Source organism: Bosea sp. BIWAKO-01 (genome assembly GCF_001748145.1).
In the GTDB taxonomy this organism is placed as follows: domain Bacteria; phylum Pseudomonadota; class Alphaproteobacteria; order Rhizobiales; family Beijerinckiaceae; genus Allobosea.
Genome location: NZ_BCQA01000001.1, coordinates 971,672 through 990,579 on the forward strand (window position 1 = coordinate 971,672; position 18,908 = coordinate 990,579).

19 protein-coding genes are annotated in these 18,908 nt (G+C 67.9%); 11 read left to right on the forward strand and 8 right to left on the reverse strand.

What is annotated here, in order from left to right; genetic code table 11:
• Positions 1-38 precede the first annotated feature (38 nt).
• Genes BIWAKO_RS04475 through lpxK form a run of 3 tightly spaced genes read left to right on the forward strand, consistent with a single transcriptional unit; the run spans position 39 to position 3,123 of the window.
• Complete coding sequence (locus BIWAKO_RS04475; protein WP_069877513.1) at positions 39-770, forward strand: lysophospholipid acyltransferase family protein; 732 nt, start codon at positions 39-41, stop codon at positions 768-770.
• Positions 767-2,071 carry a 3-deoxy-D-manno-octulosonic acid transferase gene (locus tag BIWAKO_RS04480; RefSeq protein ID WP_069877514.1) on the forward strand — a complete coding sequence of 435 codons (1,305 nt, stop codon included), beginning with the start codon at positions 767-769 and terminating at the stop codon, positions 2,069-2,071. Before BIWAKO_RS04475 ends, BIWAKO_RS04480 begins: the two co-directional genes overlap by 4 nt.
• Positions 2,071-3,123, forward strand: a complete 1,053-nt coding sequence (gene lpxK, locus BIWAKO_RS04485) for a tetraacyldisaccharide 4'-kinase (protein ID WP_069877515.1) — start codon at positions 2,071-2,073, stop codon at positions 3,121-3,123. Before BIWAKO_RS04480 ends, lpxK begins: the two co-directional genes overlap by 1 nt.
• Here the strand turns inward: lpxK and BIWAKO_RS04490 are convergent.
• Positions 3,069-3,290, reverse strand: a complete 222-nt coding sequence (locus BIWAKO_RS04490; RefSeq protein WP_069877516.1) for a DUF2093 domain-containing protein — start codon at positions 3,288-3,290, stop codon at positions 3,069-3,071. The two genes, lpxK and BIWAKO_RS04490, sit on opposite strands and share 55 nt — an antisense overlap.
• Before the next feature lie 99 nt (positions 3,291-3,389).
• Here BIWAKO_RS04490 and BIWAKO_RS04495 point away from each other — a divergent pair, with 99 nt between their 5' ends.
• Positions 3,390-4,211: a dienelactone hydrolase family protein gene (locus tag BIWAKO_RS04495; protein WP_244523356.1), complete on the forward strand. Its 822-nt coding sequence runs from the start codon at positions 3,390-3,392 to the stop codon at positions 4,209-4,211.
• Between the two features lie 13 nt (positions 4,212-4,224).
• On the opposite strand, the gene xseA is transcribed toward BIWAKO_RS04495, so the two are convergent.
• Complete coding sequence (gene xseA, locus BIWAKO_RS04500) at positions 4,225-5,754, reverse strand: exodeoxyribonuclease VII large subunit (RefSeq protein ID WP_069877517.1); 1,530 nt, start codon at positions 5,752-5,754, stop codon at positions 4,225-4,227.
• A gap of 92 nt (positions 5,755-5,846) precedes the next feature.
• Between xseA and purD the strand changes: the two genes are divergently transcribed.
• From purD to BIWAKO_RS04515, 3 genes are all read left to right on the forward strand, one after another.
• Positions 5,847-7,127 (forward strand): phosphoribosylamine--glycine ligase, encoded by a 1,281-nt coding sequence (gene purD / locus BIWAKO_RS04505; protein WP_069877518.1) that lies wholly within the window; start codon positions 5,847-5,849, stop codon positions 7,125-7,127.
• 76 nt (positions 7,128-7,203) lie between these two features.
• Positions 7,204-8,106, forward strand: a complete 903-nt coding sequence (locus BIWAKO_RS04510) for an alpha/beta fold hydrolase (protein WP_069877519.1) — start codon at positions 7,204-7,206, stop codon at positions 8,104-8,106.
• 27 nt (positions 8,107-8,133) lie between these two features.
• Positions 8,134-9,003 carry a patatin-like phospholipase family protein gene (locus BIWAKO_RS04515; protein ID WP_244523357.1) on the forward strand — a complete coding sequence of 290 codons (870 nt, stop codon included), beginning with the start codon at positions 8,134-8,136 and terminating at the stop codon, positions 9,001-9,003.
• Here the strand turns inward: BIWAKO_RS04515 and BIWAKO_RS04520 are convergent.
• A complete protein-coding gene (locus BIWAKO_RS04520; RefSeq protein WP_069877521.1) occupies positions 8,966-9,709 on the reverse strand; it encodes an ArsR/SmtB family transcription factor in 744 nt (247 codons plus the stop codon). The genes BIWAKO_RS04515 and BIWAKO_RS04520 overlap by 38 nt on opposite strands.
• A 106-nt stretch (positions 9,710-9,815) precedes the next feature.
• On the opposite strand from BIWAKO_RS04520, the gene BIWAKO_RS04525 reads away from it, so the two are divergent.
• A complete protein-coding gene (locus BIWAKO_RS04525; protein WP_069877522.1) occupies positions 9,816-10,559 on the forward strand; it encodes a sulfite exporter TauE/SafE family protein in 744 nt (247 codons plus the stop codon).
• Between the two features lie 58 nt (positions 10,560-10,617).
• On the opposite strand, the gene BIWAKO_RS04530 is transcribed toward BIWAKO_RS04525, so the two are convergent.
• Both BIWAKO_RS04530 and BIWAKO_RS04535 read right to left on the reverse strand, forming a co-directional pair.
• Positions 10,618-11,772, reverse strand: coding sequence for an oxidoreductase (locus BIWAKO_RS04530; protein ID WP_069877523.1), 1,155 nt, complete (start codon positions 11,770-11,772; stop codon positions 10,618-10,620).
• 1 nt (position 11,773) lies between these two features.
• Entirely contained in the window at positions 11,774-12,172 is a 399-nt protein-coding gene (locus BIWAKO_RS04535) for a RidA family protein (protein ID WP_201788605.1), read from the reverse strand.
• 191 nt (positions 12,173-12,363) lie between these two features.
• On the opposite strand from BIWAKO_RS04535, the gene gcvA reads away from it, so the two are divergent.
• On the forward strand, positions 12,364-13,242 hold the full coding sequence (gene gcvA / locus BIWAKO_RS04540) for a transcriptional regulator GcvA (protein WP_069877524.1): 879 nt from the start codon (positions 12,364-12,366) through the stop codon (positions 13,240-13,242).
• A 1-nt stretch (position 13,243) separates the two neighbouring features.
• Here gcvA and BIWAKO_RS04545 read toward each other — a convergent pair whose 3' ends face one another.
• On the reverse strand, positions 13,244-13,471 hold the full coding sequence (locus BIWAKO_RS04545) for a DUF4287 domain-containing protein (protein WP_069877525.1): 228 nt from the start codon (positions 13,469-13,471) through the stop codon (positions 13,244-13,246).
• Positions 13,472-13,631: 160 nt separating this feature from the next.
• A complete protein-coding gene (locus BIWAKO_RS04550; RefSeq protein WP_141740329.1) occupies positions 13,632-14,060 on the reverse strand; it encodes a nucleoside deaminase in 429 nt (142 codons plus the stop codon).
• A gap of 103 nt (positions 14,061-14,163) precedes the next feature.
• Here BIWAKO_RS04550 and BIWAKO_RS04555 point away from each other — a divergent pair, with 103 nt between their 5' ends.
• Together BIWAKO_RS04555 and BIWAKO_RS04560 are read left to right on the forward strand one after the other, a co-directional pair.
• Complete coding sequence (locus BIWAKO_RS04555; RefSeq protein WP_141739982.1) at positions 14,164-16,524, forward strand: pseudouridine synthase; 2,361 nt, start codon at positions 14,164-14,166, stop codon at positions 16,522-16,524.
• Between the two features lie 12 nt (positions 16,525-16,536).
• Positions 16,537-17,097 (forward strand): RsmD family RNA methyltransferase, encoded by a 561-nt coding sequence (locus BIWAKO_RS04560; protein ID WP_069877528.1) that lies wholly within the window; start codon positions 16,537-16,539, stop codon positions 17,095-17,097.
• 5 nt (positions 17,098-17,102) lie between these two features.
• Here BIWAKO_RS04560 and mutL read toward each other — a convergent pair whose 3' ends face one another.
• The gene (gene mutL, locus BIWAKO_RS04565; protein ID WP_069882167.1) at positions 17,103-18,908 is read right to left on the reverse strand and encodes a DNA mismatch repair endonuclease MutL; all 1,806 of its coding nucleotides are present in this window, start codon (positions 18,906-18,908) and stop codon (positions 17,103-17,105) included.

Here is an 18,908-nt window from a genome sequence, read left to right on the forward strand (position 1 = left end):
CCGCGAGACAGGCATTCAGCGGTTCGGAAGCGGAGTTCATGGGCTTTTCCATCCTCAAGACGCGCGTGGCGCAAGAGACGCTCGGCCGGCTGCTGGCCGGCTATCTCAAACTCGTCCGCCGCACCAGCCGAACCGTCGTCGAACCGGCCGACATCTATGATCATATCCGGCCGGAGCTGCCGCTGATCATTGCGATGTGGCATGGCCAGCACATCATGATCCCCTTCGCACGGCCGGATTGGATGCCCGCCTGCTCGCTGGTTTCCCGCCACGGCGATGGCGGTTTCAACGCCGTGGCGCTGCGCGAACTCGGCATCGGCGCCATCCGCGGCTCAGGGGCGCTCGGCCGCAAGGTCCGCGAGAAGGGTGGCGCGAGCGCGTTCCTCGCCATGGTTCGACGCCTGGCCGCCGGCGACACCATGGTGCTCACCGCCGACATTCCCAAGCGCGCCCGCGTCGCGGGGCCTGGCATCATCGCGCTGGCCAAGGCATCGGGTCGCCCGGTCCATCCGGTTGCCGTGGTGACGAGCCGGCGCATCGATTTCAACAGCTGGGACCGCGCCTCGATCGGGCTGCCCTTCGGCCGCTGCGCGATCGTGGTCGGCGATCCGATCCGGATCGCGCGCGATGCCGACGAGGCCACGAGCGAAGCCGCCCGTCTCGCGCTCCAGGCCGGGCTCGACGCGGTCCATGCCCGCGCCTATGAGCTGGTCGGTTCCCGCGACCCCGGTGCGGGGCTCCGCGCTGCAACAGGAGCCAAAGCGGCATGAGCGGCAAGGGCCCCTTCCTCAGAGCCTACCGCATGGCGACTGCGCTGTTCGAGCCGGCCGCTGCGGGCCTGCTGGTCTGGCGCCGCCGTCGCGGCAAGGAAGATCCGACACGTTTCGCCGAGCGCCGCGGCTATCCCGGCGTCCAGCGGCCCGACCAGACGCTGATCTGGCTGCATGGCGCCAGCGTCGGCGAGACGGTGACGCTGCTCCCTCTGATCGAGCGCCTGCAGCGGCGCGGGCTGGCCGTTCTCGTGACCTCCGGCACCGTGACCTCGGCGCGCCTGCTTGCAGCGCGTTTGCCAGCCGGCGCCATCCACCAGTACCTGCCGCTCGACGTACCGCGCTACATGCGCCGCTTCCTGGACTATTGGCAGCCGGCCATGGGGCTGATCTGCGAATCCGAAATCTGGCCCAATATGGTGATCGAGGCGCGCAAGCGGGATATTCCGCTCGTGCTGGTCAATGCCCGGATGTCGGAGCGCTCCTTCAAGCGCTGGTACAGGGCGCCCAGGACCTCACGCTACCTGCTCTCCAGCTTCGATTCCTGCCTTGCCCAGTCGCAGGGCGACGGCGAGCGTCTTGCCCAGCTCGGCGCACCGCGTGTCAGCATCGCCGGCAATCTGAAATTCGATGTCGCGGCGCCCCCGGCCGACCCGAACACGCTCGCGATCCTCGATGGGCTGACCGCCGGCCGGCCGATCTGGATCGCCGCCAGCACGCATCCGGGCGAGGAGGAGCAGATCCTGTCGGCCCATCTCGGCATCAAGCCGCATGTGCCGAAACTGCTCACGATCATCGCTCCGCGGCACCCTCAGCGTGGCCAGGAAATCGAGGATCTCGCCCGGGCCAACGGTGTCGCCGTCGCGCGGCGCGCGGCTGGAGAGATGCCGGACCCCGATATCGAGCTCTATATCGCCGACACGGTCAACGAGCTCGGCCTCTTCTATCGCCTCTCGCAAGTGGCCTTCCTTGGCGGTTCGCTCGTGCCGATGATCGGCGGACATAATCCGATCGAGCCCGCCAAGCTCGGCTGCGCCCTGCTGCACGGGCCGTATGTCCATAACAACGCCGAGATCTTTGCCGCCTTCGATCAGGGCGGCGGCGCACGCGAAGTTCCCGACGTGCAGGCGCTCGCAGGCGCAGTGCATCGCTGGCTCAGCGACCCGGCAGCCGCACGGCAGGCAGCGCGCGCGGCGGGGCAAACCAGCAAGCAGCTCGGCGGCGCATTGAGCCGCACGGAACAGGCTATCGAACCGCTCCTGATGCGCGTCGCCCTGGGCCAGCGCGAGATCGACAGCTGATGCGCGCACCAACGTTCTGGTGGCAGCATCGGCCGAGCCTTCTTGCCCGGCTGCTGCAACCGATCGGCTCTCTCTACGGAGCACTTACCGCGCGCCGCATGCGCCAGACCGGTACCGATGCAGGCATCCCGGTGATCTGCGTCGGGAATTTCATCGCCGGCGGTGCCGGCAAGACGCCAACGGCGATCGCCCTCGCTGCGCTTGCGACCGCCCGCGGAGAAACGCCCTTCGTCCTGATGCGGGGCTATGGCGGACGGCTCGCCGGACCTGTCGAAGTGGACAGGCGTCACCATGATGCCAACGGCGTCGGGGACGAGGCCGTGCTGATGGCCTCTGCCGCCCGCACCGTGGTAGCCCGCGACCGACCGGCCGGAGCCGCCTTCGCGAAAGCGTTCGGTGCAAGCCTGATCATCATGGATGACGGGCTGCAGAACCCCTCGCTCACCAAACAGCTGCGGTTGGCCGTCGTCGATGGCGCGAGCGGGATCGGCAACGGTCTATGTCTGCCAGCCGGCCCGTTGCGGGCACCGCTGGCTGAGCAGTTGGCGATGACCGATGCTATCCTGGTGATTGGCCCGGGCGAGGCGGGGAACAGGGTCGCCGCCGCAGCCCAAGAGGCCGGCAAGCCGGTTCTGCGCGGGCGGCTTGCGCTGTCGGCCGGGATTGCCGACAGACTTCGTGGTCAGGCGGTTCTGGCCGTCTCCGGGATCGGGCGGCCGGAGAAATTCAGCGCGACCCTGCGCGAGGCCGGCGCCGAGATTCGGGCCGAACATGCCTTCGGCGATCACCACGCCTACACGGCCGAGGACGTGGCCAAGATCATCCGCGAGGCTGCGGCGCAGGATTGCCTGGTGGCGACCACCGAAAAAGACATGACAAAGCTCACCGCACTCTGGCCGTTTGCGGAGCAGCACCGCCTGCTGGCGGTCCCGGTCTCGCTCGTCTTCGACGAACCGAGCGAGATCACGCACCTGCTCGATGGCGTGAAGATGGGCTCTCAGGCACGCCCGGCGCGGCGCAGCCGCAACAGCACCGCCTCCGGAGAAACATAGGCTTCCTGCCACTCGACCGACCAGTAGCGCAGGTCGTCGAGCTTGATCGGGGCGCCGGTCACGGCGCAACGCACGAAGGTGCCCGGGCGCACGACACGGAATTCGCCGTGACCATAGTCGACGGCAGCTTCGGGTCCCGGCACGGGCGGACGCTCGCTGATGTTCATCTGTAAGATCGAAAACCGTTGCTCAGTGAATGAATTATCCGATAACTCGGAGCTGTGATAGCGTTCCTGCCGATGATGTCCAGTCTCGTCCGACACGTCATGGCCCTTACAGGCCTCGCGCTGCTTTGGTGCGCGCCCGCTTCTGCGGGCGGCTATGAGCGCGTTCGCATCCCGGTCGAGGAAGGACAGCTGGACGGTGTGCTGTATCGCCCGAACGGTCCAGGGCCATTCCCGGCCGTAGTCGCGTTGCATGGTTGCGGCGGCCTGTGGCGCGACAATGGCAAATTGTCGGCCCGGCATTCGGACTGGGGCGAGCGGCTGGCCGCCGCTGGCTACGTCGTGCTGATGCCGGACAGCTACGGCTCGCGCAAGCTCGGCTCGCAATGCGGTGTCAAGGAACTGACGGTTCGGGCAAGCCGTGAGCGCGTGGCGGATGCGGCAGCGTCACGGCAATGGCTGCAGGCCCGCGGCGATGTCCGCAACAAGGAAATCGCCCTGCTCGGCTGGTCCGGAGGCGGCTCGACCGTGCTGACGGCGATCCGCAAGGACCGGCGCCCGGCTGACGGCCAACCCGATTTCGCACGGGCCATCGCCTTTTATCCGGGCTGCCGCTTCCAATCGGAATCCGCCAGCTTCTCGGCCAGGCTGCCGACCCTGATCCTGATGGGCGATGCGGATGACTGGACGCCGCCCGCGCCGTGCGACCATCTCGCCAAGGCGGCACGGGCGCGTGGCGAAGCGATCGAACTTGTCCTCTATCCCGGTGCGCTGCATGATTTCGATCACCCTCGCCTCGAGGTGAAGGAGCGCAGCGACGTGGCGTATTCCGCGACCGGAAGCGGCAAGGTCACGGTGGGGACACATCCTGAAGCGCGCGATGACGCGATCAAGCGCGTCAAGAGCTTTCTGATGGGGCGTTGAGCGCCCCGGTCAGCTAGAAGAGGTCGCCCTGCCCGCTGCGCGGTGTCTCCCGGCGCGGAGCACGAGTGGGCCGCGGCGACGGCCCCTCCCCGCCGGCGGTGACGGCGACATCGAAGCTGCCGTCGCTGACCTGAACGCTGAGCGCCAGGCCGGGCTTTGCCTGCTCCACGCCGCGAATGAGCGCTCCCGATCCATCGCGCACCAGCGCATAGCCACGCGCCAGGACGGCCTGGGGGCCGAGCGAGCGGACCAGGCTCCAGGCCGATTCAAGCCTGTCGCGACGGCGCCCCAGACCCTGGACAAAGGCGCGGCTCGCCCTCAGCGACAGCTCGTCGCTGCGCTCATGCGCCCGTTGGAGGCGCAGCCGTTCCGCCCTCAGCAAGGCGTCACGCCCGGCCCGCAAGCGGCTCGAGAGCCCATCGAGCCTTGCCACATAGGTCGCGAGCCGGACCGACGGAGATTGCCGCACGAGCCGCTGCGACAACGCCGCAAGCCGTTGCTCGTACGCCCGAGCGTTGCGCGCCAATGCCGGAGCAAGGCGTGCCGCCGCCAGGTCGAGCCGCTGCCGCGGGCTGGAGAGGACAGCCTCCGGCCCCGGCAAGGCCCGCGCAAGCGCACGCAGATCGCTGCGACGGCGATCAGAGAGACGGCGCATCGCCCCCGCCTGCCGACGGGAGAGATCGGCGATCAGCGCCATCAGATCGGCGCGGACCGGCACGACCTTCTCGGCGGCGCCGGTCGGAGTCGGCGCACGCAGGTCGGCGGCGTGGTCGATCAGGGTCCAATCGGTTTCGTGGCCGACTGCCGAGACGAGTGGGATCAGCGAGGCAGCAGCGGCGCGCACCACGACCTCCTCGTTGAAGCCCATCAGATCCTCGAGCGAACCGCCACCGCGCGCGACGATGATCACGTCGGGACGCGGGATTCGCCCGCCTTCCGGCAATGCGTTGAAACCGGCAATGGCGGCAGCCACCTCGGCCGCACTGGTCTCGCCCTGGACGCGCACCGGCCAGACCAGGACATGGCGGGGAAAGCGGTCCTCGAGACGGTGCAGGATGTCGCGGATGACAGCACCTGTCGGCGAGGTCACCACGCCGACGACGCGCGGCAGATAGGGGATAAGCTGCTTGCGCCCCTCGTCGAACAGGCCTTCGGCAGCAAGTTTCTTGCGACGTTCCTCCAGCAGCGCCATCAACGCGCCGACCCCGGCCGGCTCCAGCGAATCGATGACGATCTGGTAGCTCGACTTGCCGGCGAAGGTCGTGATCTTGCCGGTGGCGATGACCTCCAGCCCTTCCTGAGGCCGTGTCTTCAGCCGTCCGAAGACGCCCTTCCAGATCACCGCGTCGATCTTGGAGCTCTGGTCCTTCAGCGAGAAATAGACATGGCCCGACGCGACCGGGCCGCGATAGCCCGAAATCTCGCCACGCACCCTGACAAAGCCGAAGGCGTCCTCCAGCGTGCGTTTGAGCGCGCCAGACAGGTCGGAGACCGACCATTCCGGCGCATTGGAGGGCTTGGTGTCGGGCGATTCGATATCCATTGCGCGACCATAACTGTCGCAACGACCGAGCAGAAGCGTTGCCCCGCGCCGCTGCGAAGGCTATTGCGCGCGGAGCAAGCGGAGACGGCGCGATGAACATCCTTCTGATCGGTTCCGGCGGACGCGAACATGCGCTCGCCTGGGCGATATCCGGCTCTCCGCTCTGCGACCGGCTCCTTGTCGCACCGGGCAACCCCGGCACCGCCGAATGCGGCGAGAACGTCGCGCTCGATATCGCCGATCACGCCGCAGTCGTCGCCTTCTGCAAGCAGGAGAAGGTCGACCTCGTCGTGGTCGGGCCCGAAGGGCCGCTCGTCGCCGGCATCGCCGATGATCTCGTTGCGGCCGGGATCAAGACCTTCGGCCCCTCGAAAGCGGCAGCGCAGCTCGAAGGCTCGAAAGGCTTCACCAAGGAACTCTGTGCCGAGTTCAACATCCCGACGGCCGCCTTCGGACGCTTCGGGGATGCAGCATCGGCCAAGGCCTATGTCAGGGCTCAAGGCGCGCCGATCGTGATCAAGGCCGACGGGCTCGCCGCTGGCAAGGGCGTGGTGATGGCACAGGCCCTCGACGAGGCCGATGCCGCCATCGAGATGATGTTCTCGGGCGGCTTCGGCGCAGCAGGCGCCGAGGTGGTGATCGAGGAATGGATGATCGGCGAGGAAGCGAGTTTCTTCGCACTCTGCGACGGTAGCCATGCCCTTCCGCTTGCCTCGGCTCAGGACCATAAGCGCGTCGGCGACGGCGACACCGGCCCGAATACCGGCGGCATGGGCGCCTATTCGCCCGCCCCGGTGATGACCAGGGCCCTGGAAGACCGGGTCATGGCGGAGATCATCGCACCAACGCTCGCGGGAATGCAGAAGCGCGGCGCGCCGTTCAAGGGTGTGCTTTACGCCGGACTGATGATCACGGCGCAGGGGCCGAAGCTGATCGAGTACAATGTCCGCTTCGGCGACCCGGAATGCGAGGTGCTGATGCCGCGTCTGAAGAGCGATATCGTGCCCGCCTTCCTCGCGGCTTGCGACGGCGTACTCGGCTCCTTCGATCTGCGCTGGCTGGACGAAGCCGCGCTGACCGTTGTGCTAGCAGCCCGGGGCTATCCCGAGGCGCCCGAGAAGGGCAGCATCATTCACGGCATCGAGAAGGCCGAGGCCATGGACGATGTCCTCGTCTTCCATGCCGGGACGAAGCAGTCCGGGACCGACATCGTTGCCGATGGTGGGCGCGTGCTCAATGTCGTTGGCCTCGGGAAGACTGTCAGCGAGGCCCAGCAACGCGCCTATGCCGCCGTCGACGCGATCGACTGGCCGGAGGGGTTCTGCCGTCGCGACATCGGATGGCAGGCAGTCAAGCGGGAGCAGGAAGGCTGAACATCCGCGCTCGTCGAGGGTTAGGATTTCAGCCAGACTGATATCAGGCCAGCGGCTACGCCAGGAGCACTCCTCCATGAGCAATCTCGATTCACTCTTTCCCGGCTTCACGGCCCATTGGGTCGACGGGCCCGTCGGCAAGATCTTTGCGCGTTCCGGCGGTGAAGGGCCGCCGCTCGTGCTCATTCACGGTTTCCCGCAGACCCACGCCGAATGGCACAAGATCGCACCCGAACTGGCGAAGACCCATCGCGTCGTCTGCCTGGACTTGCGCGGCTACGGCTGGTCGGCGGCTCCCCATGGCGATGGCGGCAAGGAAACCTACACCAAGCGCGCCATGGGCGAGGACGTCGTCGCCGTCATGGAAGCGCTCGGCCATATCCGCTTTGCCGTGGTCGGCCATGACCGCGGCGCGCGTGTCGCCTATCGCCTCGCTCTCGACCATCCCGGCAGGGTCGAGCGGCTTGCCGTGCTCGACATCCTGCCGACGCTCTCGATGTGGGACGGCATGGACGCGGCGCGTGCCATGCAGGTCTATCACTGGACCTTCCTGGCCCAGCCCGAACCCGTGCCGGAAAACCTGATCAAGACCAATCCCCAGGCCTGGCTCGATCATACGATCGCGAGCTGGACACGGGCCAAGGCGCTCGACGTATTCAACCCGCTCGCGCTCCGATCCTATGGGGAATCATTCGACGACCCGCATCGCATCCATGCGGCCTGCGAGGACTATCGCGCCGGCGCCACCACGGATCTCGCCCAGGACAGGGCCGATCTCGCGGCGGGAAAGACCATCCTCTGCCCGGTGCTGGCACTCTGGGGCGAAGCCGGCATACCGGCCAAGGGCGAAAGCCCGCTCGCGATCTGGCGCTCGACCTTCGCGCCCAAGGCTGAGGGGAAGGCGATCGTCAGCGGCCATTTCCTCCCGGAGGAAAACCCCGCTGCAACGCTGGAAGCCCTGAAGCCGTTCCTTGCCTGAGCAGAGCTCAGGCCGCAGCACCGCACCATGCCAAGCTCCACGATGCCTGCCGAGCACCGATCCGACAGCGCCGAGCCCCGGCTCGCGCTCGTGCTGGGAGCCGGAGGGGCACGGGGCCTGAGCCATATTGCGGTGCTGGAGGCGCTGGATGAACTCGGCGTGAAGCCCGGCCTCATCGTCGGTTGCTCGATCGGGGCGATCATCGGCGCTGCCTATGCGGCTGGCCTCTCAGGCAGCGAGTTGCGGGAGCATGTGTCACTGACATTCCGCGACCGGGCCAAGGTGATCGCGCGGCTGCTCGACGCCCGCGTCGGCAAATTCACCGATCTCATGCGCGGGCTCGGCAATCCCGTGCTGATCGACGGCGAGCGGCTGCTCGACCTGTTCTGGCCGCAAGCCGTGCCCGACCGGTTCGAGGAGCTCAAGACGCCCTTCGCCGCGATTGCGACCGACTACCATCTCCATGCCGAGGTCTCGCTGACGAGCGGGCCGCTGACGCCGGCCGTGGCCGCCTCGCTGGCCATTCCGGGTCTCGTGCGCCCCGTGGTGCTCGGCGGCCGCGTGCTGATCGATGGCGGAGCGATCAACCCCCTGCCCTATGACAGGTTGCTGGCGCCGGGGCGCATCGTCATGGCGGTGGACACCAGCGCACCGGCAACGATCAGCGACACGCGCGTGCCCGAGCCGCTCGAAGCGATGGTCGGCGTCTCGCAGATCCTGACGCGCACCATCGTGCAGCGCATGATCGAGCGCCACCCGCCAGATATCCTGATCCGGGCCGGCATCGACGGGTATGGCGGGCTCGACTTCTTCCGGGCGCAAGCCATCCTCGACGCCTCCGAGCCGCTCAAGGACGAGGTCAAGCGAAGGCTGTCTCAGGCACTCCGGCAGGGCTGAGCGCCTCCGGCTCGTCGCAGCGAAAACCCGGCAATGCCGAGATCAGCGCGTCACGCCCCTTATCGGTCAGGATCACGGCACGACTGTCCTTCTTGCGCAGGACCCAGCCCGTCTCGAAGCAGCGGCATGCGAGGGCTGAGGCCAGGCTTCCCGCCAGATGCGGGCGGCGCTCGCTCCAGTCGAGGCATGGGCGCAAGGACGCGCGCCGGCTCCTGGCCGCCTGAGCGATATCGATGCCGAGCGCCGCGAAAACGCCCTCCCCCGACGCCGTCAGGCCGTAGCCGCCATCGGCAACCGCCAGGTGCCCGCCCGCGACCAGCGCATCATGCAGGCCGATGCCGAGGCGCCCGGCGAAATGATCGTAGCAGGTGCGTGCCCGGCTAAGGTCGGCGCCGACCCGGGACGGCAAGCGGCGACTGGAGGGCTGGCTTCCGGCCAGGACCATCAGCCCTTCGAGCGCCGTTGCGACCTCAGGCCCGGCGAGCCTGTAATAGCGATGACGCCCCTGGACGGCGACCGTAAGCAGGCCGCCCGCCATCAGCCGGGCGAGATGGCCGCTCGCCGTCTGCGGCGCGACGCCGGCAATATAGGCGAGCTCCTTGGCGGTCAGCGCGCGCCCGTCCATCAGGGCGTGCAGCATGTTGGCGCGGGCTGGATCCCCCATCAGATGGGCGATCTCGGCGAGATAAGGGCCATGCGTGCTCATGCAGCCATCATGCTCCCTTGCTCAGCCGAGACAACCTGGAACAGTACGGTCCCCACCGTAGCATTCGGACGCGACAGTCCGCATCCGCACTGCCACAAACAGCCTCATGGAAAACGCAGAGCTCATCCTCTTCATCGCCGCCACCTTTCTTCTGGCCGGCTTCGTCAAGGGCGTCATCGGGCTTGGCCTCCCGACCATCGCAGTCGGCATCCTCGGCGTGGTGATGGCACCGGCGCAGGCCGCGGCGTTGCTCGTCGTACCCAATATCGTCACCAACAGCTGGCAGGTCGCAACGGGCCCGGGGCTTAAGGCGATCATGATCAGGCTCTGGCCGATGCTTGCCGGCATCTGCGCGGGGACATGGGCGGGCGCCGGGTTGCTGCAACAAAGCAAGGGCGGCTCGGCCACCTTCTGGCTCGGCTGTGCGCTGGTCCTCTATGCACTGGTCGGGTTGAAGGCGGCGAAGCTGCGTGTCCCCTCCAGCGCTGAAGGTTGGCTCGGCCCCGTCATCGGCATCACGACGGGCATCGCCACCGCTGCGACCGGTGTCTTCGTGCTGCCGGCCGTGCCCTATCTGCAGGCGCTCGGCCTGGACAAGGACGAGCTGGTGCAGGCGCTGGGCGTCTCCTTCATCATTTCGACGCTGGCCTTGTCGGTTGGCCTGATCGGAGCGGGCGCCCTGGATGTCGGCGTGGCGCAATCCTCGCTGCTGGCGCTGCTGCCCGCGCTTGCCGGCATGTCGGTCGGCCAGGCGATCCGCACACGCATCTCCGCTGCCACCTTCAAGCTCTGCTTCTTCGCGGGACTGCTGCTGCTGGGATGCTATCTGGTGATCAGGACGCTCGCCTGAGCGTCCTGCCAGCACCTTTGCGGGCATGGCACGTTTGGCCGCGCCCTGAGCTTGCTTCTCAGCTTGCGATGTCGAGCAGCGCTGAACGGCGCCGTTCGGCGTTCGCCAGATCCGCGATCGGCGACAGGAGGCATTTGTCGAACGGCTCCAGCGGCCGACCCTCACGGAGACGCGCCGGCCAGTCGGCATGGGTCAGCGCGCCACGCCCGAGCGACACGAAGTCTGCCTCGTCGCCTTCGATCATGGCCGCAGCGCGTTGCGGATTGTGCAGCGACCCATTCGCCAGAACCGGAAGCCGGGCATGCCTTCGCGCCAAGGCCGCCAGACTTGGCCCGTCATCGCCGAAGGCGGGGCGCCAGGCCTCGAATTCGGTCGTGTGGACGTAGTCGGGGGGAAGCTTGCCCAATGCGCTGAACACAGCCTCGGCTTCGCGGGTAGCTCCGACCCATTTGTGGAGGAAGTCGTTCACCTTGGCCTGCGAGATTCGCATGCCGACGACGTAATCCGCTCCCACGGCAGAGCGAACGGCTTCGGCAACGTCGACGAAGAGCTGAAGGCGGCCCGCAATGCTTCCTCCATAGCGATCCTCGCGCCGATTGATGCCCTCGGTCAGGAACTGGTCGAGCAGGTAGCCGTTGGCTCCGTGAATCTCTACGCCGTCGAAGCCGGCCTCCCTTGCGAGCGCGGCCGCGCTGGCAAAGCCTGCCACCGCATCGCCGAGATCCGCCTCCGACATCGCACGAGGAATGCGGTAGGGGCCATTGCCGCGATAGAACGCCATTTGCTCGCCCTTGGGACGCAGGGCGGAAGGGCCGATGGTATGGTCTCGATGGATATTGCCTTGCGCCAGGGCACCCGCGTGCATCTGCTGCGCAACAATCCGCCCGCCTGCGTCATGAACAGTGCTGACGACCTGTCGCCACGCCTCGACCTGTTCGGCATCAGCGAGGCCGGGCTGGTATTGGTAGCCCTGTGAGAATGCCTTGTCGGTGTAGATGCCTTCCGTCACGATCAGGCCAAAGCCGCCTTCCGCGAATGAACGGTAATAGGCGGCCATGCCTTCGGTGGCGCGGCCATCGACGGTCGCACTCACGCGGGTCATGGGAGCAACGACTAGGCGGTTGGATAGAGCGAGCTTGCTGATCCGGACGGAGGAGAAGAGGCTCTCCTCCGCCCTCTGGCGCGGCACGCCGGAAGCGGGGTGGCCAGTCATCTTACCGGCCCTCCCCTGGCACTGCCGCAATCGCCTCGATCTCGATCATCACCTTGGGGTCATAGAGGCCCTTGACCTCGGCGATCGTGTCGGCGGGATAAGGCGCGCTCCAGAACCTGCGGCGAAGCTCGACCACGTCCTTGTACTGAGCCTGCATGTCGGTGACGAAAATCGTCACCTTGACGACATCCTTCAGGCTGGCACCGCCCGCTTCGAGGGCACGCCGCAAATTGGAGAAGGCCTGCTCGCCCTGGGCAAGGAAGCCGCCCTCCACGACCTTGCCCTCGTCATCATAGCCGGCCTGGCCCGATACGAAGAGAAGGTTGCCGACCTTGATGGCCTGCGACAACAGATACGGCTCGTAGGGATCGGGCCGCGTGACAACTTGCTCGAACATCATTCACCTCATCTGTGAATGGACGGGCCGCGTCGCGAGATGAATTTCCTTCATCCATTCGGCCTGACCGTCCAGTGATGAGATGAATGTGCGCGCTCACCCTAAGGACGACAAACGCGAAATCGTCACTCGATAACTGAGTTAAACTCATCCATAATCAGGCAAGTTGTCAGCTCAGTCATTGGACCTCAGTAATGCGACGCCTGCCGCCCTTGTCCTCGCTGCGGGCATTCGAAGCTGCGGCGCGTCATGGCAGCTTCAAACGAGCCGCCTCCGAGCTGCTGGTCACGGCCACCGCGGTCAGCCACCAGATCCGGACGCTCGAGGAGCACCTCGATACACGCCTGTTCGACCGCCAGACGCGGCGTGTCCTTCTGACCGAGCAGGGCCGCGCGCTCTATCTCGTGCTGCGCGATGGCTTCGACGCCTTCGCCGCAGCGATCGAGCGCATTCGGTCAGAGCGGAAACGGCCCGTCGTCACGATCTCGGCAACCGTAGCCTTCTCTGCGAAATGGCTGGTGCCGCGTGTCGCCCACTTCCAGAAAGCTCACCCCGGCATCGATCTGCGGCTGCACGCATCCGACGATGTTGTCGATCTGCATTCGGGCCAGGTCGACCTGGCGATCCGCTATGGCCATGGCAGCTACCCCGATATCGACGCGCACCAGCTCATCGCGGATCGCTTCGCCCCGGTGGTCAATCCGGCCCTCGACATCCACCAGCCCGCCGATCTCGCGAAGGTGCCGCTCATCCATTTCGAGTGGCGCAGCGCAGATCCCGATCATCCGACCTGGCCGATCTGGTTCGAGCGGGCAGGTATGCGGCCCGATGCGAGGTCGGCCTTGCGCTTCACCGATGAAAGCCAGGCGATCCAGGCCGCAGTCGCCGGCCAGGGAGCGGCGCTGCTCAGCCTGGCGCTGGTGAGGGAGGAACTCGATGCAGGCCGGCTCATCCAGCCATTCGGCCCGACGCTACAGGGACTTGTCTATTCCGTGGTGACCCTGCCGAGCCGCTCCAAGGAGGCGCTCGTGCACGCGGTTCGCGACTGGCTGATTGAGGAAGCAGCGCGTTAGATCAATCGCCCGGCTTCTTCTTGCCCGTGAGCAGGGCATAGATCGCCATGGAGTGGCCGTGGCCGAGATCGAAATCCGATTTCAGCCAGTCCACGATCTGCCCTGCCTTGACGCCTGGCTTGAGCCTGCCCGCCTCCGAGAAGCCCTTCGCGTCGGCAAGCGCCTGCAGGTCTTCAGGCCCCTTGCCGGTCTTGTGCTTGATCGTGTCGAGATAGGCCTGAAAAGACATTGCGCCTCGCGATATTCGTTTGTCCGGACCAGAACCGTAGCGGCGCGGGATGAATCCGCAATCCCCGCGAAGGAACGGCGCGCCCTGAGGCATCACGGCGCTAGCGGACACCTGGCACCATCGCCCTCCCCGGGGCGGGGCGGGCGCATGATCCGGCCCCCTAACGTCGCGCCTTGAAGAACCCGCGCAACAGATCTGCCGCCTCGCTTTCGCCGATTCCGCCATAGACATCCGGCGCGTGGTGGCATGTCGGGCTGGCATAGAGCCTGACACCGTTCTCGACCGCGCCTCCCTTGGGATCGGAGGCGCCGAAATAAAGCCGCCTGATCCGGGCGAACGAGATCGCGGCAGCGCACATCGGGCAGGGCTCGAGCGTGACGTAGAGATCGCAGCCGATCAGCCGTTCGCTGCCGATTTCTTCGCAGGCGCGCCGCAAGGCCAGCATCTCGGCATGCGCGGTTGGATCCTTCAGCTCGAGCGTGCGGTTACCGGCACTGGCGAGGATTGTTCCGTCCCTGACGACCACTGCGCCGACCGGCACCTCGCCCCGCGCACCTGCCGCCCGCGCCTCGGCGAGGGCGAGATCCATCCCCTCCGGCTCGGCACGCTTCGATTGCAGCATGAAACCTCTGCTTTGGCGCTCGCGAGGGATGATACGCTCTGCTACAAGCGCCGGCTGTGCAGGAGCGATGATGAGCGACGACAACAACCAGAAAAGCCGTGGTCCACGCAAGGGCGGTGGAGCTGGCGGCAAAGGCGGTGGGTTTGGCGGTGGCGACGGCAAGGGCCGTGGTCCGTCACGCGGTCGCCCACCTTCGGGCGGAGATCGCCCACCATTCCGTGGCCGTTCAGGCGATGACAAGCCGCGCCGCGATGCCGGGAACGAGGGCGAACGCCCCGCCCGTCGCTTCGACAGGCCCGCAGGCCAGCGTGACGGCGCACCGCGCCCGCCGCGCGAGGGCGGCGAAAGGCCGTTCCGCAGCAGGACCGAGGGCGAACGCGCTCCGTTCCGTGCGCGCTCGGGAGATGATCGCCCTTCGCACAGGACATCAGAAGGCGGCGAACGCCCCGCTCGGCGCTTCGACAAGCCAGCCGGTCGACGCGACGACGCCCCGCGCCCGCCGCGCGAGGGCGGCGAAAGGCCGTTCCGTTCCAGGACCGAGGGCGAACGCGCTCCGTTCCGTGCGCGCTCGGGAGATGATCGCCCCTCACACAGGACATCCGAAGGCGGCGAACGCCCCGCCCGGCGCTTCGACAAGCCAGCTGGCCGTCGCGATGACGCTCCGCGCCCACCGCGCGAAGGTGGCGAAAGGCCGTTCCGAGCCCGCTCCGAGGGCGAGCGCAGCACGAGCCGCCCGCCCCGCGAAGGGGCAGCCCCGCGCAGGAGCTTCGGCGACCGGGATGGTGGCGCACCGCGCTTCGACAGGCCGCGCGCCGAGCGGCACGACCGTCCCCGCGGCGAAGACCGGGCCCATCGCCCGCGTCGCGAGGATGCCGAGCCCCAGGCACCGGGCGCAGTCCTGCTGCCCTCGATCGAGCCGGAGCGCATCGCCAAGGTGATGGCGCGCGCCGGCGTCGCCTCGCGCCGCGATTGCGAGGCGATGATCGCCGAAGGCCGCGTCAGCGTGAACGGCAAGGTGATCGAAAGCCCGGCACTCGATGTCGGGCCGAGCGACGTGATCCTCGTCGATGGCGAGGCATTGCCGGCGCGCGAGCGCACGCGGCTCTGGCTCTATCACAAGCCGCGCGGGCTGGTGACGACGAACCATGATCCCGAAGGCCGCCCGACCGTATTCGAGGCCCTGCCCGAGGACCTGCCGCGCGTTCTCTCGATCGGCCGCCTCGACATCAACACCGAGGGGTTGCTGCTGCTGACCAATGACGGCGGACTGGCACGCGTGCTCGAGCTGCCGGAAACCGGCTGGCTCCGGCGCTATCGTGTGCGCGCCTTCGGCAGCATCACGCAGGACAAGCTCGACACGCTGCGCGACGGCGTCACCATCGACGGCATCAGCTACGGGCCCGTCCTGGCACGTTTCGAACGCGAGCAGGGCTCGAACACCTGGCTCGTGGTCGACCTGCGCGAGGGCAAGAACCGCGAGGTCAAAACCGTCCTCGAGCATCTCGGCCTTGCCGTGAACCGGCTGATCCGGGTCTCCTTCGGGCCGTTCCAGCTCGGCGATCTGCCGGAGGGTGAGATCGACGAGATCCGCTCCCGCGTGATCAAGGACCAGCTCGGCGAAGAGCTGATGGCCAAGGCCGGCGTCGATTTCGAGGCACCGCGCCGCGATGAGCTGCCGGCGGCGCCCCGGCGCGCGCCTGCGGGCGAGGATCGCCCGCGCCGCCGCGAGGGTGGCGAGGAACGCGGCGGGCGCAGCGGCGGACGTCCGGTTTCGCAGGACACCCGCAGCGAGAAGCCGTGGAAGCGCACCGTCTGGCGCGATGAGGAGGCCGAGCCGCAACGTGAGCGCCGCTCGGCCCCAAGGCGTGGCGCCGATCCGAAGGAGGCGCGGCAGGCCCGCGAGGCGACCGGCCAGATCGAACGCAAGCGCGACAAGCCGATCGCCGACCCGAAGGGACGGCGCGTGCTGGTCGAGCGTGTCAGCGCGCCGGCACGAGACGAAGCGCCGGCCCGCCCGGCTCGTGCCGAGCGTTCCGGGCCGGGAGCCCGTGGAGCGCGCCCGCAGGAGCGCGGCGCGTCACCCCGCAGCCTTGGCGACCGGCCTCAACGCCGTCCACGCGAAGAGGGGGCCGGCGGACACGATCGCAGCGACGAGCGTCCATGGCAGGAGCGCGCGCCACGCGGCGAACGCCCCGAGCGCGCCCCTCGTGAGGGACGCGAGCGGCCCGCCCGGCCCTTTGCCGAGCGTCAGGGCGATGACCGTCCCCGCGGCCGCAGCTTCGGCGACAGGCCAGGCGGCGGCAGACCGTCCGGCGACCGCCCGCACGGGCGCGGCGCCGGCGGCAAGCCCGGCGGCGGACGTCCCTTTGGCGGTAAGCCCGGCGGCAAGGGACCGCGTCCCGGTGGCGGCGGCCGCGGCAAGCGTGACTGAGAGTAGCGCCTGATGAGAATCGTCGGCGGCCGCTTCGGCGGCCGGCCCCTGGCCGGCCCCAAGCCGGGTATCGGCACGATCCGCCCGACCTCCGATCGGTTGCGCGAATCGCTCTTCAACGTGCTCGCCCATGCCTATGATGACGTGGTCGAGGGCGCGCGCGTGCTCGATCTCTTCGCCGGAACCGGCGCGATGGCGTTCGAAGCGCTCTCGCGCGGTGCCGGCTTTGCGTTGCTGGTCGATGACGGCACCGAGGCACGCGGCCTGATCCGCGAGAACCAGATGGCACTCGGGCTCGCCGGCCTGAGCCGCATCTTCCGCCGCGACGCGACCAAACTCGGCCCGATCGGACCGATGGCGCCTTTCCAGCTCGTCTTTTGCGATCCACCTTATCGCAAGAATCTTGGCGAGAAGGCGCTCATCTCGGCACGCGATGGCGGCTGGCTGGCCGCTGGCGCGCTGATCGTGCTTGAGGAAGCCGCAGGGGTCGAGATCGCCCTGACCGGCGACTTCGAGGAGCTGGAGCGACGCGACTATGGTGAAACCCAGGTCTGGATCCTGCGGGCGCCCTGAGCGCCTCACCGCCGCCCGAACAGCTTCTCGATATCGTTCAGCTTGAGCTCGACATAGGTCGGGCGGCCATGATTGCACTGGCCGGAATTGGGCGTGACTTCCATTTCGCGCAGGAGCGCGTCCATCTCCTCGGGCCGCAGGCGCCGGCCGGCCCGCACCGAGTTGTGGCAGGCCATTGTCGCCAGCACATGGTCGAGGCGCCGTTCGAGCGAGCCTGAATCGCCATGCTCGGCGAGCGTATCGGCGACGTCGCGAACCAGCTTCTGCAGATTGCCGCCAGCCAACGCGCTCGGCGCCTCGCGCACCAGCACGGCGCCGGATCCAAAGGATTCGATGGTCAGGCCGAGCGAAGCCAGGTCACCGGCGACAGCGATCAGACGATCGGCGTCGACCGGATCGAGCTCGACCACTTCCGGCAGCAGCAGAGCCTGGCGGGCAATACCCGTCCTGGCCCTCTCGGCCTTCAGCCGCTCATAGACCAACCGCTCATGCGCCGCGTGCTGGTCGACGATGACCATGCCGTCACGTGTCTGGGCGAGGATATAGGTTTCATGGACCTGCGCCCGCGCGGCGCCAAGCGGGCGGTCGAGGGCATCCTGCGCCGGCTCGGCGACATGGGCTCGCGCATCGGCCGATGGCGTCACGAAGCCCGTGAAATCGGGCTGCCGCGCCTCGCCGAACCCGGCCGATGGCGGCGCCCAGGCAGGTGCGGACGGCAGCATCGGACGCTGAACAGACGGCTGCTGCCCGGCCCCAGAGAAGACCGCGCGGAAGGCTTCCAGCGTCCGGGCGCCACCTGTCGTCGTGGCGCGGTGCCCGGCCTCGGCCAAGGCGGCCTTCAGGCCGGAAACCACGAGACCGCGAACCAGGGCCGGATCGCGGAAGCGGACTTCGCTCTTGGCCGGATGGACGTTGACGTCGACGAAGCGCGGATCGCAGATCACATCGAGAAACAGCATCGGGTGCCGATCGGAGGGCACCACATCGGCATAGGCGCCGCGCACCGCCGAGAGCAGCAGCTTGTCCCGCACCGGCCGGCCATTGACCGCCAGATGCACGCCGGCCGAGGTTCCGCGATGGAAGGTGGGCAGCCCGGCGAAACCGGTCACCCGAATGCCCTCGCGCGCCACGTCGAGCCGCAGCGCATTCTCAGGAAAATCACGGCCGAGCGCCCGCGACAGCCGGCGCAGCAGCCCTTCCTCGCCGATCGCCTCGGCCGGCCAGTCGAAGCCGGTGACATGGTCACCTTCGAGGGAGAAGCGGATGGTCGGATGGGCGATGGCATGTCGCCGCAACATCTCGGAGACGGCCTGCGCCTCCGCCCGATCGCTCTTCAAGAACTTGAGGCGGGCCGGGGTGAAGATGAAGAGATCGCTGACCTCGATGCGCGTGCCAGGCCCAGCAGCAGCCGGACGAACCACGCCCTTCTCACCAGCCTCGACGACGAGGCCGTGGCCCTGCGAAGCCTCGCGTTGGCGCGTAGTGATCGCAAGCCGCGCCACCGAGCCGATCGACGGCAGCGCCTCGCCGCGGAAACCGAGCGACTGGATCGCGAAGAGATCGCCATCCGGCAGCTTCGAGGTGGCGTGGCGCTCGACCGACAGCGCCAGATCCTCGGGCGACATGCCGGAGCCGTCATCGACGACGCGGATCAGCTCGCGGCCGCCGGCCGCAATGGTCACGGCGATTGCACGCGCACCGGCATCGATGGCGTTCTCGACCAACTCCTTTACGGCAGCAGCCGGCCGTTCGATCACCTCGCCGGCGGCGATGCGATCGACCAGGATGGGATCGAGACGGCGAACGGTCAT